Genomic DNA, 16,618 nt, shown 5'->3' on the forward strand with positions numbered 1-16,618 from the left:
TGGGAGGAGCCCCTGTGGGAGGAGCCCCTGTGGGAGCCGCTTCAGCGGCGATCCCGCGTCAGCGGGCAAGGCTCCCGCACCCCCATTCGCCGCTGAAGCGGCTCCCACAGGGTGCAAACAGGGTGCAAACACATCCTGCAAACACAGCCCGCAAATGCGTCTCACCGAATCCTCGAACGCGTGTTAACATCCGCGCCGAAGTCATTGGGGAGTAGCCATCCTCTACCCCGAGGAGTTCGCGTCAACACACTTGGTGGCCTCGCGCCCCATGGCGCGAACGGCACAGCGCCCGGAGAGTGCGCTGCCCGCCCGGCGAGACCTTTGGCCAGCGACATGCTTACCCGGGCCGGGCGAGCGGTGTTGCTGCGCCATCGGTATATCTCGCTCGCCCGGCCTTAGATAAAACATGCTGCTGACATGCTTTCTATTCCTGGTTTCGGCCGGGGCTATCTATTTCGCCTGCGAATACTTCGTCAACGGCGTCGAATGGTTCGGGCGCAAGCTCAACCTCGGCGCCACGGCGACCGGCACGGTGCTTGCCGCCTTCGGTACCGCCCTGCCGGAAAGCGCGGTGACCTTCGTTGCCGTCATGTTCGGCAAGACCCCCGAAGCAAAGGACATCGGTGTCGGCGCCGCCCTCGGCGGTCCGCTGGTGCTTGCAACGATCGCCTATGCCGTGGTCGGATTCGCTTTATATGCGGGCCGTAAACGACTGAAAAGACCCGACTTACGGGTGCGCGTGGACAATAAGCGGCTGGCCAGGGACCAGTCCTGGTTTCTGGCGATCTTCGTGGTCAAGGTGGGCCTGGGCCTCGTGGCCTTCGCATGGAAGCCCTGGCTCGGCGTGCTCTTTCTGCTCGCCTACGTCGCCTATGTGTGGCGGGAAATGCGTGACGACACCAGCGCGCCCGAGGGCGAGGATGAGCTCGAGCCCCTCACCTTCCGTCCCCACGAAGCCAATCCGTCGATGAACTGGGTGATGCTGCAGACGGGCCTGGCGCTGGTCGTTATCGCCATCGCCTCGCGCACCTTCGTCTGGCAGCTGGAAGCGTTCGGCGAGTTCTTCCACCTGTCGCCGCATATCGTCGCCCTGGTGTTGAGCCCGGTCGCCACCGAGTTGCCGGAGACGGTCAACGCGTTGATCTGGGTGCGGCAGGGCAAGGAGCGACTGGCCCTGGCGAACATCTCGGGCGCCATGATGATCCAGGCGACGATTCCGAGTTCGTTGGCGCTGTTCGCCACCCCGTGGCTGTTCGATACGCCGCTGATCGTGGCCGGCGCCATCACCATGGTCGCGGTGATCGCACTGTGGGCGATGTTCCGCCGGGGGGCCGTGGAAGCCCGCTGGCTGATGCCGATTGGCGGACTTTATGGCGTGTTCGCGTTGTTTGTCGGTTGGTGGTTCGGCACCCACTGACGGGCTTACAACCCCCTGTGGGAGCCGATTCATCGGCGATTGGGTGCTAGCGACAGCCCAGCCCGCTGCCGCGGGATCGCCGATGAATCGGCTCCTACAACCGCTTATGGCGACCTGGGATCTCCGGCGTGCCGTTTCCAGCGGGGCTCTTACATCTTGCTGGTGATGACGTCTTCGATGGACCAGGAGCCGGGCGCACGCCCGGCGATCCAGTTCGCGGCTTCCAGCGCACCGCGCGCAAAGATCGATCGATCCGTCGCCCGGTGACCCAGTTCGATCCGCTCGCCCTGCCCCATCAGCAGCGCCTGGTGCTCGCCGACGATGTCGCCGCCGCGTACGACGGCGAAACCGATCGTGCCGTTCTTGCGTGCACCGGGACGGCCTTCGCGCGAATATACCGCCAGCTCCTCCAACGTCGCTCCGCGTCCCGCGGCCGCCGCTTGGCCGAGAGCGAGCGCCGTACCGGAGGGAGCGTCTTCCTTCCGTCCGTGGTGCGCTTCGATGATGTCGAGGTCCCAGCCTGGCAGTGCCGCGGCGGCTTCGCGCAGCAGACGCGTCAGTACAGCTACGCCGAGGCTGAAGTTGGCGGCACGTAGCACGGCGATACGCTCGGCAGCCTTGGTCAGGCGATCCTCCAGCGCAGGTTCGAGGCCGGTCGTGCCGGTGACGAGTGAGGCACCCGAAGCTTCACAATAGTCGAGCGCAGCGCCGAGGCCTTCCGGGCCGCTGAAGTCGATGACGACGTCGATATCGCCCGCGTCGGTCCAGTCGGTGAAGCGCAGCGCGGAGACGTCGCCGAAGGCCGCCTTGCCGATCCGGGGCGATCCCGACGACACGATGGCGCGAACGAGCTCGAAGCGTTCGTCGCCACGCACGAGTCCGAGCAGCGCAGTGCCCATGCGACCGGAGGCGCCGCTGATGGCGAGACGGGCGGGACGGGTCATGGGGCAGCCTTCTGCGTGCGATGGGAAGGCGAATCGTAGCAGGCGTCCGAAAAGAAAACGGCCCCCACAACGCGACCGTTGTAGGAGCCGATTCATCGGCGAAAGCAAGTTACGACAAGTCATCAAAGCGGCGCTGTGCAGGAATCGCCGATGAATCGGCTCCTACCGAGCGAGGGCGTGGCGACTTACGACGTCACGCGCGACCAGAAATCCTTTACGCCATCGATGAAGGTCGTCGAGCGCGGCGTGTGCTTGGCCGCATCTTCACCCACAAAGGTGGCCTCGAGCTGCGTGAGCAGTTCGCGCTGTTCCTTGGTCAGGCGCACTGGCGTTTCGACGACCACGGTGCAGATGAGGTCGCCGGTACCGCCACCGCGGACCGACTTCACACCACGACCGCGCATGCGGAACTGATGACCGGTCTGCGTCTCGGGCGGCACGCTGACGGGGATCTCGCCTTCGAGCGTGGGCACCATGAGGTCGGTACCGAGCGCTGCCTGGGCGAACCGGATCGGCACTTCGCAATAGAGGTCGCTGCCGTCGCGCTGGAAGATGGCGTGCTCGCGCACACGCACTTCCACGTAGAGATCGCCGGACGGCGCACCGGCAGGGCCCGCTTCGCCCTGCCCGGTCAGACGGATGCGATCGCCGTTGTCGACGCCGGCAGGAATCCGCACGGACAGCGTGCGCTCTTCCTCGAGGCGGCCTTCACCGCGGCACTTCTTGCAGGGCTTGTCGATCTTCTGGCCGGAGCCATGGCAGGTCGGGCAGGCCTGCTGGATGGAGAAGATGCCGTTCTGCATGCGCACGCGGCCGTGACCGGCGCAGGTGCTGCACTTGGATACCTTGCCGTCTTCCGAACCCGAGCCATTGCAGTGGTGGCAATTGACCTGGGTGGGGATTTCGATCTTCTTCTCGACGCCGAACACGGCTTCCTCGAGATCCAGATCCATCATGTAGCGCAGGTCCGCACCACGACGCGCGCGCTGGCGACCTGCGCCACCGCCGCCGAAAATGTCGCCAAAGATGTCGCCGAAGATATCGCCGACGTCGCCGAAACCGGCGCCACCGCCACGACCGAACCCGCCGCCCTCGAAGGCCGCGTGTCCGTGCTGGTCGTACATCGCGCGCTTCTGCGCGTCGGCCAGCACTTCGTAAGCCTCTTTGGCTTCCTTGAATTTGTCGATCGCTTCCGGGTCGTCCGGATTGCGGTCAGGGTGATACTTCATCGCGACGCGACGAAAGGTCTTCTTGAGGTCGCCCTCGGTCACGGTGCGTTCGACACCGAGAATTTCGTAGTAGTCGCGCTTGCTCATGTCACGTGTACTTTCCCTGGACGGACGAACGCACCGACGGGTTGCCCCTCGGCGCGATCGTTCCGGTTAACCGTCGGTACCGCGCCGCGGGCATCGAGCCCGCGGCGCGTCATTACATGCCGAAGACGAATTACTTCTTCTCGTCCTTGACTTCGGTGAACTCGGCGTCGACCACGTCGTCCGGCTGGGCCGAACCGCCGCCCGGCGCCGACTGCTGCGCGGTGTCCTGCGCACCACCGGACTGGGCCGCGGCGGAGAGCGCCTGCGCTACCTGCTCGAGGTTGGTGATCTTCGACTCGATCGCGTCCTTGTCTTCGCCCGCGAGAGCCTTCTCGAGATCGGAGACGGCGCTGTCGATGCCGGCGAGCTGCTCGGCCGGGATCTTGCCGCCGTGCTCCTTGAGCTGGCTACGCGTGGCATGGACAAGCTGGTCGCCACGGTTACGCGTCTGCACGAGCTCGTGGAACTTCTTGTCTTCTTCGCGGTTCGCTTCCGCGTCCGCCACCATGCGCTGGACTTCTTCGTCCGAGAGGCCGGAGCCGGCCTTGATCTCGATCTTCTGTTCCTTGCCGGTGTCCTTGTCCTTCGCCGACACGTGCAGGATGCCGTTGGCGTCGATGTCGAAGGTCACTTCGATCTGCGGCTGGCCACGCGGCGCCGAACGGATGCCGGAGAGGTCGAACTTGCCCAGCGACTTGTTCGCATTGGCACGCTCGCGCTCGCCCTGCAGCACGTGCACGGTGACGGCGGTCTGGTTGTCATCAGCGGTCGAGAAGGTCTGCGAGGCCTTGGTCGGCACCGTGGTGTTCTTATCGATCAGCTTGGTCATCACGCCGCCCATCGTCTCGATACCGAGCGACAGCGGGGTGACGTCGAGCAGGAGGACGTCCTTGACGGTACCGCCCAGCACGCCACCCTGGATCGCTGCGCCGACGGCGACGGCTTCATCCGGGTTGACGTCCTTGCGCGGCTCGCGGCCGAAGAAGTCCTTCACGGCTTCCTGCACCTTGGGCATGCGGGTCTGTCCACCGACGAGGATCACCTCGTGGATGTCCGAGATCTTCAGGCCGGCATCGTTCAGCGCCGTGCGGCACGGGTCGATCGTGCCCTTGACCAGGTCTTCCACCAGCGACTCGAGCTTGGCGCGCGTCAGCTTGATGTTGAGATGCTTCGGACCCGAGGCATCGGCCGTGACGTACGGCAGGTTCACGTCGGTCTGGTGAGCCGAGGAGAGCTCGATCTTCGCGCGCTCGGCGGCGTCCTTCAGGCGCTGCAGGGCGAGCTGATCCTGGCGCAGGTCGATGCCCTGCTCCTTCTTGAACTCTTCGACGAGGTAATCGATGACGCGGTTATCGAAGTCCTCACCACCGAGGAAGGTGTTGCCGTTGGTGGACAGCACTTCGAACTGCTTCTCGCCGTCGACGTTGGCGATCTCGATGATCGAGACGTCGAACGTGCCGCCGCCCAGGTCGTACACGGCGATCTTGCGGTCGCGCGCGTCCGTCTTGTCCAGGCCATAGGCCAGCGCAGCCGCGGTCGGCTCGTTGATGATGCGCTTGACGTCGAGGCCGGCGATCTTGCCTGCGTCCTTGGTGGCCTGGCGCTGGCTGTCGTTGAAGTAGGCCGGGACCGTGATGACGGCTTCGGTCACTGCCTCACCGAGGAAGTCCTCGGCGGTCTTCTTCATCTTCATCAGCACCTTCGAGGAGATCTCCTGCGGCGCCATCTTCTTGCCGTCGGCGGTCTGCACCCAGGCGTCGCCGTTGTCATGCGCGACGATGCCGTAGGGGACCAGCTTCAGGTCTTTCTGGACTTCCGCGTCGGTGAACTTGCGGCCGATGAGGCGCTTGACGGCGTAGAAGGTGTTCTTGGGATTGGTCACGCTCTGGCGCTTGGCCGGCGCGCCCACGAGGACTTCGTTGTCCTTGGTGAAAGCCACGATGGACGGCGTGGTGCGATCGCCCTCTGCATTCTCGATGACGCGTGCGGTCGAACCTTCCATCACTGCTACGCAGGAGTTGGTTGTACCGAGGTCGATACCGATGATCTTGCCCATAGTCACGTTGCTCCGAATTTCATGCGGCCCCCGCGGCCGCGACTGTGTTGGAAAATGGGGGTAACCCCCATCGATTCAATATCTTTGGTGAAGCTGTTCAGTTGTCGCGCACCACGGCGACGAGTGCCGGACGCAGCAGACGGTCGTTGAGCACGAAGCCCTTCTGGACCACGGCGACAACGGTGTTGGGCGCGTGCTCGTTCGAATCGACCGAGCTGATGGCCTGGTGGTGCGCCGGATTGAACGGCTCGTGCAGCGGGTCGACCACGGAAAGTCCGTTCGCCTGGGTGACCTTCTCCAGCTGCTTCAGCGACATATCCAGACCTTCGCGCAGGGTCTTCGCATCCGCGGCCTGATTGGCCAGGCCCAGGGCAATGCCGTCGTACACCGGCAGCAGCTCACCGAGCAGCTTCTCGTTGGCGAAGCGGCGGGCCTGGTCGATATCGCGCTGCATACGGCGGCGCTGGTTCTCGATCTCCGCCTTTTCGCGCAGCACCGTCTCGCGCGCCTGGGCCAGTTCGGTTTCCATCGCGGCCAGCTTGATGTTCAGGGCCTCGATCTCGGCATTGACGCCGTTGTCGGCCACACCGCCGTCCTGCGCCGGATCCGGCACGTGGGGATCGTTGTTTTGCATTACTTGCTCCAAATGTCAGCGTACCGACCCCTCCGAGGAAGGGTCGAACATTCGCGGGAAATACTAAACCCGCCTCCCGTGGCGGTTTATGAGGTCGCCGCGGCGCGATTCAAGGCGTCGCTAAGCAGTGAGGCGGTGGCTTGTACCACCGGAATCACCCGCTCATATGCCATACGCGTCGGTCCAATAACTCCGATCGCGCCCAGCATGCGGCCCTGCGTGCCGTAGGTGGCGGTGACGATGCTGCAACCGTCGAGGGCCGAAAAACCGGACTCCTCGCCGATGAACAAGCGTACGCCAGGGGCTTTGACGCACATTTCCATCAGCTGAAGCAGGTCTCGCTTCTGCTGGAAAGCGTCGAAAAGGTCGCGGAGCCGCTCGATATCGGCCAGCTCGGAATAACCCATCAGGTTGGTCTGGCCACTGACCAACACGTCGTCAGCGTCCTCGTCGGAGCTGAACGAAGCGGTGGCCAGTTCGACCACGCCGGTGAGCAGGCGATTGAGTTCGCCGCCGGCCTCGCGCAACTCGGTGGCCAGATGCGCGCGGATATCCGCCAGCCGGAAGCCGGCGAACTGGGCATTGAGGTAGTTGGCCGCCTGCTCCAGCTCCGCCGATTCGAGGGGCCGGGCCAGCTGCACCACGCGGTTCTGCACCTGGTTATCCGAGAAAACCAGGATCACCAGCACCCGCGCGTCGGGCAAATTGACGAAATCGATATGCCGTAGCGGAAAGTCGCCCTGGCGCGGCACGGTAACCACGCCGGCGAAGTGGGTCATGGCCGATAGCAGGTGTGAGACGTTGCCAAGCAGGTCGCGCGTGGTCGTCTGGTGCGGCGGCAGGCCGCCCTGCAGACGGGCCATCTCGTCACGCGGCAGCGGCTTGAGCTCGAGGAGGCTGTCGACGAACAGGCGCAGGCCGCGCGGGGTGGGGATTCTTCCGGCCGAGGTATGCGGCGAGGAGACCAGCCCGGCCTCTTCGAGGTCGGCCATGATGTTGCGGATGGTCGCGGGGCTGACTTCCAGGCCCGACGACTTCGCCAGCGTGCGTGAGCCGACCGGCTCACCGTCTGACAGGTATTGAGAGATCAGGGTACGCAGCAGCCGGCGCGCGCGTGCATCAATGTCGTGACCGGAAAACGGATTCATGCGCGTGGGCGGGCCGGAGGGTTGGTTCGTCCGGCTATCAATAAGGTCTCGACGCTCCTGTTGCAAGTCTCGGCTTCTGCGACGCGCCTCCCGCTACAATCGGCGCGATTCCATCCGCCGCCATCGGTAGCCATGCTCACCTCGCTCTACGTCCGCCAGTTCGCCGTCGTCGAAGAAGCCGAGATTGCCTTCGGGCCAGGGCTCACCGTGGTCAGCGGCGAGACCGGCGCCGGCAAGTCCCTGCTCGTGGACGCCCTCATGCTCCTGGCCGGCGCCCGCGCCGACAGCGGCATGGTGCGTTCGGGCAGCGACCGCGCCGAGCTCGCCGCGGAATTCGACCTCACCGGCCTGCCCGAGGCCACCGAATGGCTGCGCCAGGAAGAACTGGACGACGGCGAGACCTGCCAGCTGCGCCGCGTGATCCGCGTCGAAGGCAGCTCGCGCGGCTGGATCAACGGCCGCCCGGCGAGCCTCGCCCAGATGTCGGCGCTGGCTGCGCTCATCGTTGAGATCCACGGTCAGCACGAGCACCAGGCCCTGCTTTCGCGCCAGCATCAGATGGCCTTGCTGGACGCCTACGCCGGCAACGAGGTGCTACAGACGAGCGTTCGCGAGACCGCGAAGTCGTGGCGTGAGGCTGTCGCCCGCATCCGCACGCTCTCCGGGGGTGACGATCGCGAGCGTCAGATCGAGTTGCTCGCCCACGAACTGGAAGAACTGGATCGGTGGGCCCTGGTCCCCGCCGCGCTGGAAGAACTCGAAGCGCAGCATCGCCGCCTGGCCAACGCCGGAAGGCTGGCCGAAGGCGCCAATGGCGTGGTCGAAATCCTCGATGGCGAGAGTGAGTTCGCGGTCGGTCGCGCCCTGCTCCGCGCTCATGCCGAGCTGTCGCGACTTGCCGAACTGGATGCCTCGCTGGTCCCCACCCTCGAATTGCTCGACAGCGCCCAGATCCAGGTGGGCGAAGCCGTGGACGGTCTGGGCCGCTACGCCCAGGACGTGGAACTGGACCCCGAACGCCTCGCCGAGGTCGACACCCAGCTCACCCACCTGCACGACCTCTCGCGCCGTTACCGGCTGCCCATCGAGGAACTGACGGTGAAGGCTGAGGAGATTCGGGAGCGCCTCGCCGAGCTCGAAGGCGCCGGCGATGCCCTGGATCGCCTCGGCCGTGAGCGCGATCGCCTGCACAAGGCGTATGACGAAGCGGCGGCCGCCTTGTCGGCCGCGCGCTTTGCCGCCGCCGGTCGCCTTGGCACCTCGGTGGCTGCGCTGATGGGCGAGCTCGGCATGGCCGGCGGTCGCCTGGAAGTCTCGCTGGAGCGCGTGGACGGCGACGAACCCGATCCACAAGGCCGTGAGCGCTGCGAACTGCTGGTCAGCGCCAACCCCGGCCAGCCGCCGCGGCCGCTGCGCAAGGTGGCCTCGGGTGGCGAACTCGCCCGCATCAGCCTGGCCATCGAAGTGGCCACGCTGGGCAACGACAACATCGGCTGCATGATCTTCGACGAAGTGGACACCGGCATCGGTGGCGCCGTCGCCGAAGTGGTCGGTCAGAAACTGCGTGCGCTCGGCGAGCGGGTCCAGGTGATGTGCGTCACCCACCTGCCCCAGGTGGCCGCCCAGGGCCACGCGCACCTGCAGGTCGCCAAGGAAAGCGACGGCGAAGCCACCCGCACGCGCATCCACAACCTGGACGCCGCGGGCCGGCGCGACGAGCTCTCACGCATGCTCGGCGGCGTGGAAATCACCAAGGAAACCCGCGCCCACGCCAAGAAGATGCTCGACCGCGCACAGGGCTAACCCTTGGCTTTTAGCTTTTGTAGGAGCCGATTCATCGGCGAAAACCAGGTTGCGGCAACCCCGATCAGGCGCGAATAAGCCCCCGCTCCTGCGCCATCCGATAAAGATCCAGCTCGGACCCCGCGTTGAGCTTGTTCATCACCGCCGCGCGGTGGATATAGATCGTCTTTTGCCCGATACCCAGCTCCGCAGCCACCTGCTTGGGTGCCCGCCCTGCCGCTAGCAGCAGGAAGACCTCACGCTCGCGCGCCGTCAGGCGACTGAATGGATCGAGGTCCACCGACGACCGGCCGGAACGGCGCTCACGCAGATCCGAGCTCAGATACTGCTCGCCCGCCAGCACGGCGCGCACCGCCACGACCAGCTCCTCGGGCGCCACGCCCTTGGTGACATAGCCGCGGGCACCGCGACGCAGCGCCTCGGAAACATAAGGCTCGCCGTCGTGCATGCTCAGCACCACGATCTTCATGTCCGGCGAAATACTCGCCAGGTGCTCGATCAACGGCAGCCCGCTGCCATCGGGCAAGGAGAGATCCACCGCCACGAGGTCGGGAAGATGCTGGGTCACGGCGTCCACCGCCTCATCGGCGTTCCTTGCCTCGGCGACGACGTCGAGGTCAGGTTCCAGCTCGATGAGGCGTTTGAAACCCTCACGAACGATGGCGTGGTCATCTACAAGGACGATTCTTGGCATGGACAGAATGTAGCAGGCTCGCCCGACGCGTGCGTATGGGTGGAACCGTGCAACGTCATCTGAGGTTCGCCGTGTAACATTCGGGGAATGCGACTAAACGCCGTCTCCCGGTTCGCCGGCCCTCTGTTTGCCCTCGTCTATGCCGCGGCCTGGATCCTGCTGTGGCCGACGGAACAGCCCTATTGGGTGCTGCCCTTCGGCTTGCGCTTCGGCGCCCTACTCCTCATGCGGACCCGGAACTGGTTCTGGATCCTCGGCGCCGAGATCCTCGCCAGCACGTTTTGCGAGTGGCGTAGCGGACTGCCGATCGGCGGTGCCGGCTTCGTGCTGGGCGACGCGCCCGAGCCGCTGATGGTCGCTGCCTGCCTCTGGCTGCTGCGTCGCGCCCACCTGCATGCCAGCCTGAATACCCCGGAAGACGTCGCCCGCCTGCTGCTGTCGGCCATGGTCACGGCCACCGTCGCCACCGCCGGCAATGCCGCGATGATGGCCTCGCTGCATCCGGCCGCCCCCGTGGAGATGCTCGGCACCACCTTCGGCAGCGACCTGCTCGGCAATTACCTCGGCGTGCTGCTCGTCGTCCCGGTGATGATCCTGATCTTCCGCGAACGGCCCACCCAGTCCGCCCTCGCCGAGCTGCTCCTGGACGGCTTGCTGGTAATGCTGCCCTCGCTGGCGATCCTGATCACCCTGGCCGAATACTCGCCCCAGCCGCAGTTCGCGCGGGTGTTGTCGCTGGCGCCGGTGCTGTTCTTCGCCTTCCGCCATGGCTGGCGCGGCGCCGGCCTCGCCATGCTGATCACCAGCGTGGGCCTGAATGTCACCGAAGACATGATCGGCCGCGGCGCCCCGACAGCCGCTGCCCACCTGTTCCTCGCCGTGGCGGGCACGGGCACCCTCATGCTCGGCGCCGCCACCGACGCCCTGCGCCGGAGCAGCGAGCGCGTGGCCCAGCAAAACACCCACCTGGCTGCCGCCAACCAGCGCCTCGACCAGCTTGCACGTCAGTTACGGGACGCGGCCCGCGGCAACCTCCAGGCCGAAGAGGATCTGCGCAAGCACATGGCCGCCGAGCTTCACGACGAACTGGGCCAGAACCTCACCGCCATCCAGACCCACCTCAAACTGGCCCAGGCGCGACTCGGCAGCGCGGGCCTCGACGACATCGGCGCCTCCATCAACGGGATCCTCGGCCACATGCGCCGCGCCCTGCACAAGATGCTGGACAGCCTGCGCCCCTCCGTTCTCGACGAGTTCGGCCTGCTTCGGGCGCTGGACGAAGGCCCGGTACGCGACATGCTCACGGCCGCCGGCATTCACTATGTGACCGACTTGCGGGGCGAACCCCGGCTGCTCGACGACGAGACGCTTACCGCTATTTATCGCGTCGTGCAGGAAAGTGCGACCAATGTGGTCCGCCATTCGGGTGCGAAGGAACTGAAATTACGATTGCGTATCGGCCTGCGTGACAGCGGTCCGGTGGCGATCCTCGACATTCGTGACGACGGTACCGGCCTGCCCTCGACGCCACGACCGATTCGCACAGACGGTGGTGGGCGCGGCCTACAAGGCATGAGCGATCGCATCACCGCCCTCGGCGGCATCTTTCGTATCTGCCCCGAGCCCATCGGACTACACCTTCGTGTGTTGCTTCGCAGCACAAGTATCGGAACTCACATAGGAAATTTTCCGATACCGGGTCAGTGAACCGTTCGTTACGATTCCGTCATCGATGTGGGGGAGCCGCCGTCGAGAGACGGTGAGCCCAGGTCGGTCGTGGGGACGATCGACCTGATGAGGCGACAGGATGTCAGCCTCGCCGATGCGAAGTGGTGACCCGTGGATCCCGCGAGCAACTCGCGATTCACGAACCGCGGAAACATCGGATCAAGCCGCTGGTGGACAGGAGTCCGCCAGCGGCGTTTTTATTGGGCGCCATCCAGGATCCTGACGAACCCCCACAAAGAAAAAGGCCCCCTATTCGGGAGCCCTTCTCACCTGCCAGGCCGGAAAACCCCGCCTCAGCGCTTCTTCTTCGGTCGCACGTACAGCACCAGGCTGTGATCTTCGATCACGTACCCGTGGCGTTCCGCGATTTCATGCTGGAGGCGTTCGATCTCCTCGCTGATGAACTCGATGACCTTCCCGCTGTCCACATCGATCATGTGGTCATGATGTTTGCCGCGGTCCAGCTCGTATACGGCCTGCCCACCCTCGAAGTTGTGCTTCATAACGATGCCAGCAGCTTCGAACTGGGTCAGCACCCGATACACCGTGGCAAGCCCGATGTCTTCCTGGTGCGCAAGCAGACGCTTGTAGATGTCTTCGGCGGTAAGGTGGCGCTCGTCCGCCTCCTCGAAGATCTGCAGGATCCGCATGCGCGGGTGTGTGACTTTAAGCCCCGCTTTACGCAGTTCTTTTGTTTCCTGGTCCATTGAGACCCCCTCGCGGTGCCGTCAGGCGCTTAGTGTATCATCGCAGGCTTCACGATCCGGACGTTACTACGCATGCAAAAGCTCATTCGCCGCACGCTGGGTATGGCCATGATGGCGGTCGCCATCGCGGGCTGCAGCCTTATCTATACCCCCGACGTGCAGCAGGGCAACCTGCTCGACAAGAAAAACGTCGAACAGCTGCAGCCGGGTCTGACCAAGCGCCAGGTTCTGGTGCTGCTGGGCACCCCTTCGGTGGCCTCGCCGTTCGACAACGATCGTTGGGACTACGTCTCCACCTTCTCCCACCGTGGTGGACCCATGACCACCCGTACGCTCACGCTGACCTTCAATAACGACACTCTGGTCCGTACCGAAGGCGATTTCTTCGCCCAGGACGCCCAGCAGCTGCTGAAGGACTCGAAGAAGTACAAGAACGATCCGGTCAATGGCACCAAGGGTGACAAGAACACCAGCGCCAACGACAAGAAGGATGACGACAACGGCGGCATCTTCGGCGGCAGCTCGTCGGACGACAAGAAGTAAGAAGGCTCTCAGGCGCCGCGTTTCGCGCGGCGCCGCCTGGCTTCCATCGGATCGAGTGTGAGCGGCCGGTACAGTTCCACCCGGTCGCCCTCCTCCAGTACATGGTCCGCGGTCACCTTTTTCGCGAAGATGCCCAGTCGGGCCGGGTCCGGCGTGACGCCTGCCGGCAATCCGCTCCGGGCCAGGCCGACTGCCTCCCAGGCGGTAGTTCCCGACGGAACGGCAAGGGTAAGGACGACCTGCCCCTCCGGCCCTGCGTAGGCCACCTCGACGCTCAGCTCAGCCATACTGGCGACGCGCCTCGTCGCAGAAGTCGTCGACCATACGGTTGGCCAGTTGCTGGAAACCCATCCTCAGCACCGAGCCACCCAGCCCGGCGTAGTCGAAGTCCAATGCCAGGGCGATCTTGCAGCCCACGTCGCCCAGGGCCTGGAAGGTAAACACCCCATCCAGCGAGCGAAACGGGCCTTCCACGAATTTCATGGCCAGGCTATGCGGCCGGTCCGCGGTGTTCCGGGTGGTGAAACTCTGTTTCAGTCCGGCGAACTTGAGATCCAGCCGGGCCACCAGCACGTTGTCTTCCCGCTCGAGCACTTCAGCGGCGTCACACCAGCCGAAGCGCTTTGGGTATGCTTCTACATCGTTGACCAGGTCGAACATCTGCGCGGGCGTGAAAGGCACGATCGCACTGCGGCGGATTTCAATCACTGCTTTGACCTCGTCTCATTTGCCGGCTCACGGACCCGCCGGCCTTGTATCAGGGATCCGATAGACCGATTTTAGCGGACATGGCAAAAGCGAAACCGAAGGACACGGAAAAAGACGGCGGCGGCACGATTGCGCTGAACAAGCGCGCGCGCCACGAATATCACATCGACCAACGCTTCGAATGCGGCATGGCCCTGGAAGGCTGGGAGCTGAAGTCCCTGCGCGCGGGCCGGATCAACTTCGGAGAGGGCTGCTACGCGATCATCCAGCACGGTGAGGTTTTTCTCGTCGGCGCCCAGATCCCGCCCCTGATCAGCGCCTCCACCCACGTCATCGCGAACGATCGCCGCACGCGCAAGCTGCTGCTCCATCGCGAGGAGATCGACCGCCTGATCGGCGCCGTCGAGCGCAAGGGCTACACCCTGGTACCCACCGCGATGTACTGGAAGAACAACAAGGTGAAGTGCGAGATCGGCCTGGCCAAGGGCAAACAGGACCACGACAAGCGCACCGCAGAGAAAGAACGCGAGTGGGCGGTCGACAAACAGCGGGTCATGCGCTCCCACAACAAGATGGGCTGACCTGAACGGACGGGCGGCGCCCATTGTGGGTGGGCTGCCCCGGCCATATACTGATAGGTGTAGTCACACAACGTTTTCCCCGGGGATGTTCTGGTTTCGACGGGGGTAGTGCGATCTACTGGTGCATGCCGAGGGGGTAGCTTTCCTCGTTAAACCAGCTGCAAAAACTATAGTTGCCAATGACAACTACTACGGTAATGACGCTTCGGTGGCTCTCGCCGCCTAAAGCGTTCGGCCCCTAAAAAAGGCCCTACCCCCGAACCGATCTTGTGCTCATGCTCGTCGGTGTAGGGTCACTATCATGAGACCGCCGAAAGACTCTCCATCTGTGGGTCTGACGCTAGATCAATCAGGTATGTCCGTCGGTGCGCTTCGCACACCGTGCTGCTGGCGGACGAGATCTAACGGTGAGCTAAGCATGTAGATCTGGAGATTAAACGCCTTCGGACGCGGGTTCGACTCCCGCCATCTCCACCAACAAAGCGTCCACGGACGCATCAAGAAGGTCGGAATCCTGAGCAATAAAGGGTTCCGGCCTTTTTTTTTGGTTCTTCGCGGAATGCCGGGGACGCCGAAGACGGTGAGGCGCAGAGCCTTCGGCGTGTAGACGTGGCGGCGCAGAGCCTTCGGTGCCCACCCTCGCTGCTCAGACACGTCCTCCGCGTTTCGTACCGGAAAGTCCGCTGCGCGGACCATGTTCTTATTGGCCTACGGCCGCTCCACTTGTGCGGAACTCGCCTCGAGGGTGGGCACCGAAGACTCTCCCGGACCCTGAGGTTCGTGTGGGTCGAGCCGACAAAGCAGCGCCGCTTCGGATGCTGGCTCGTCGGCATCGCCAAACGGTCGACCCCAGCGCGCTGAGATCGTCCGCGAGTCAGCGCAGCGGCGAGGAAAACGCTCGCCGCGCCGGAAATGACGTATCTGCACGACCGCCGTAACGGTCCGCTTGGGCGGCCACACCCACTCCAACGGCTCTCCTTCCACTCAACCGTATCGTCGTGAGAGACCTTGGTGTCCACCCTCGAGGCGAGTTCCGCACAAGTGGAGCGGCCGTAGGCCAGTTAGGTACACGGGCCGCGTGAGCGGCCTTCCTTTTCGAACGCGGAGGACGTGTCTGAGCAGCGAGGGTGGGCACCAAGGTCTCCCCGCGAAACGCCCAAGTGTAGAGAGCGATGGCAACGCCGAGCCCGCGAAGCCGAAGGCGAGCCATGCGCGAGGTGCGAGGTGCGAGGTGCAGACCCCGGTCATCCGCGAAGAGCCTTTTTTTGATGTCCTGCCAGGCTTTAGCTCGCGTCCGCTGGCTGCGGCTCGTCACGAAGCGGGAGCGAGACTGTAAATCGACTCCCCTCCCCGACGCCTTCGCTCGTCGCCGTGACATGGCCTCCATGCGCCTCAACCAGCTCACGTACGACCGTCAATCCGATACCCAGGCCACCGCTATTGAATGCAACCGCCTGTGGATCCTGCACGAAGGGGTCGAACAGGGTGGCCAGAATATCCGTCGTCATGCCAATGCCGCTATCGATCACCGTGACGGTCAACGCGTTGCCGGTGCTGACCACGCTCAGCGTGATCTCGCCACCCTGGGGTGTGTATTTGGAGGCGTTATCCAGCAGGTTGATGAAGACCTGGGCGAGGCGCACTGGATCGCCTTGTATTTCGACGGGCGTCGACGGCAGGCTCGAATGAAGGAGCTGATTTCGTGCGTCCATGGCCGGCACACAGGTTTCGACGGCTTGCTCGAGGATGTCGGCGATATCCAGGACCTCCTTCATCAACCGCAACTTGCCGACACCGACGCGTGAGACCTCCAGCACATCCACCAGCAGGCGGGTGATATGCCGCACCTGGCGCTCAATGACCGCCCTCATCCTCGGAAGCTCTTTCAGACGCGTCTCGTCGAGCATCGACGCGGCCATGCTGATTGGCGTCAACGGCGTGCGCAACTCGTGGGCAAGCACAGCGAGAAAGTCGGCATGCCTGACCCGGGCCAGTTCGGCGGCATCCAACAATTGATGCGCGTCGAGGGCAGCGAGTACCAATTTTTCGTTCGCTTCGCGCAACCGCGCGAAATGATGTCCGTGTTCAACGTTGTCTTTCCCCACGGACAGGGACAGCGCCTTCAGGGCTCGGGCGGATGCGTCAGCCTCTTCCCTCAATTGCAGTGAGGAAAGGACCAGCGCTTCGTTGGCGGCGATCATTTGGGCCACGCGTGCTGCGAACGCCGAATGGGTTCCCGCTGCGAGGATTCCCGCTTCTTTTGCAAGGGCCACGCGGGCGTCTTCGCCGGGTATGGCGACGCCGGCACGCTTCGGTTTTTGCCCCTTCACCATGGCAAA

The 16,618-nt window shown here is 64.3% G+C and carries 15 protein-coding genes, 1 other RNA gene and 1 riboswitch; of the genes, 6 read left to right on the forward strand and 10 right to left on the reverse strand.

All coding sequences use genetic code 11. From position 1 onward, the window contains the following. The first annotated feature begins 194 nt into the window (after positions 1-194). Positions 195-386, forward strand: a riboswitch (yybP-ykoY riboswitch). 20 nt (positions 387-406) lie between these two features. After that, positions 407-1,417 (forward strand): sodium:calcium antiporter, encoded by a 1,011-nt coding sequence (locus tag HB634_RS07770; RefSeq protein WP_255548445.1) that lies wholly within the window; start codon positions 407-409, stop codon positions 1,415-1,417. A gap of 149 nt (positions 1,418-1,566) precedes the next feature. On the opposite strand, the gene dapB is transcribed toward HB634_RS07770, so the two are convergent. The 5 genes from dapB to hrcA all read right to left on the reverse strand — a co-directional run bounded on the left by dapB (position 1,567) and on the right by hrcA (position 7,515). After that, entirely contained in the window at positions 1,567-2,361 is a 795-nt protein-coding gene (gene dapB, locus HB634_RS07775) for a 4-hydroxy-tetrahydrodipicolinate reductase (RefSeq protein ID WP_213948200.1), read from the reverse strand. Between the two features lie 185 nt (positions 2,362-2,546). Beyond that, a complete protein-coding gene (gene dnaJ, locus HB634_RS07780) occupies positions 2,547-3,677 on the reverse strand; it encodes a molecular chaperone DnaJ (RefSeq protein WP_063572091.1) in 1,131 nt (376 codons plus the stop codon). A 130-nt stretch (positions 3,678-3,807) separates the two neighbouring features. Beyond that, complete coding sequence (gene dnaK / locus HB634_RS07785; RefSeq protein WP_063572092.1) at positions 3,808-5,733, reverse strand: molecular chaperone DnaK; 1,926 nt, start codon at positions 5,731-5,733, stop codon at positions 3,808-3,810. Between the two features lie 97 nt (positions 5,734-5,830). Next, positions 5,831-6,367, reverse strand: a complete 537-nt coding sequence (gene grpE, locus HB634_RS07790; protein ID WP_213948201.1) for a nucleotide exchange factor GrpE — start codon at positions 6,365-6,367, stop codon at positions 5,831-5,833. A gap of 86 nt (positions 6,368-6,453) precedes the next feature. After that, the gene (gene hrcA, locus HB634_RS07795) at positions 6,454-7,515 is read right to left on the reverse strand and encodes a heat-inducible transcriptional repressor HrcA (RefSeq protein ID WP_063572094.1); all 1,062 of its coding nucleotides are present in this window, start codon (positions 7,513-7,515) and stop codon (positions 6,454-6,456) included. Between the two features lie 132 nt (positions 7,516-7,647). On the opposite strand from hrcA, the gene recN reads away from it, so the two are divergent. Next, on the forward strand, positions 7,648-9,318 hold the full coding sequence (recN, locus tag HB634_RS07800) for a DNA repair protein RecN (protein WP_213948202.1): 1,671 nt from the start codon (positions 7,648-7,650) through the stop codon (positions 9,316-9,318). 64 nt (positions 9,319-9,382) lie between these two features. Here the strand turns inward: recN and HB634_RS07805 are convergent, their stop codons facing one another. Beyond that, positions 9,383-10,012: a response regulator transcription factor gene (locus HB634_RS07805; RefSeq protein WP_063572096.1), complete on the reverse strand. Its 630-nt coding sequence runs from the start codon at positions 10,010-10,012 to the stop codon at positions 9,383-9,385. Between the two features lie 87 nt (positions 10,013-10,099). Here HB634_RS07805 and HB634_RS07810 point away from each other — a divergent pair, with 87 nt between their 5' ends. After that, the gene (locus tag HB634_RS07810) at positions 10,100-11,719 is read left to right on the forward strand and encodes an MASE1 domain-containing protein (protein WP_213948203.1); all 1,620 of its coding nucleotides are present in this window, start codon (positions 10,100-10,102) and stop codon (positions 11,717-11,719) included. Positions 11,720-12,033: 314 nt separating this feature from the next. Here the strand turns inward: HB634_RS07810 and fur are convergent, their stop codons facing one another. Next, positions 12,034-12,447, reverse strand: coding sequence for a ferric iron uptake transcriptional regulator (gene fur, locus HB634_RS07815; protein WP_046965876.1), 414 nt, complete (start codon positions 12,445-12,447; stop codon positions 12,034-12,036). Positions 12,448-12,519: 72 nt separating this feature from the next. Between fur and bamE the strand changes: the two genes are divergently transcribed. Next, positions 12,520-12,990 carry an outer membrane protein assembly factor BamE gene (gene bamE / locus HB634_RS07820; protein WP_063571397.1) on the forward strand — a complete coding sequence of 157 codons (471 nt, stop codon included), beginning with the start codon at positions 12,520-12,522 and terminating at the stop codon, positions 12,988-12,990. A gap of 8 nt (positions 12,991-12,998) precedes the next feature. On the opposite strand, the gene HB634_RS07825 is transcribed toward bamE, so the two are convergent. Further along, the gene (locus HB634_RS07825) at positions 12,999-13,277 is read right to left on the reverse strand and encodes an RnfH family protein (protein WP_197478235.1); all 279 of its coding nucleotides are present in this window, start codon (positions 13,275-13,277) and stop codon (positions 12,999-13,001) included. Continuing rightward, the gene (locus HB634_RS07830; protein WP_063571396.1) at positions 13,270-13,698 is read right to left on the reverse strand and encodes a type II toxin-antitoxin system RatA family toxin; all 429 of its coding nucleotides are present in this window, start codon (positions 13,696-13,698) and stop codon (positions 13,270-13,272) included. Before HB634_RS07830 ends, HB634_RS07825 begins: the two co-directional genes overlap by 8 nt. An 80-nt stretch (positions 13,699-13,778) precedes the next feature. Between HB634_RS07830 and smpB the strand changes: the two genes are divergently transcribed. Continuing rightward, positions 13,779-14,279, forward strand: coding sequence for an SsrA-binding protein SmpB (smpB, locus tag HB634_RS07835; RefSeq protein ID WP_046965872.1), 501 nt, complete (start codon positions 13,779-13,781; stop codon positions 14,277-14,279). Between the two features lie 81 nt (positions 14,280-14,360). After that, positions 14,361-14,756: a transfer-messenger RNA gene (gene ssrA / locus HB634_RS07840) on the forward strand. Between the two features lie 806 nt (positions 14,757-15,562). On the opposite strand, the gene HB634_RS07845 is transcribed toward ssrA, so the two are convergent. After that, complete coding sequence (locus tag HB634_RS07845; protein ID WP_213948204.1) at positions 15,563-16,612, reverse strand: HAMP domain-containing sensor histidine kinase; 1,050 nt, start codon at positions 16,610-16,612, stop codon at positions 15,563-15,565. Positions 16,613-16,618: the final 6 nt, after the last annotated feature.

The sequence above is a fragment of the Luteibacter sp. dw_328 genome, assembly GCF_018449605.1.
In the GTDB taxonomy this organism is placed as follows: Bacteria; Pseudomonadota; Gammaproteobacteria; order Xanthomonadales; family Rhodanobacteraceae; genus Luteibacter.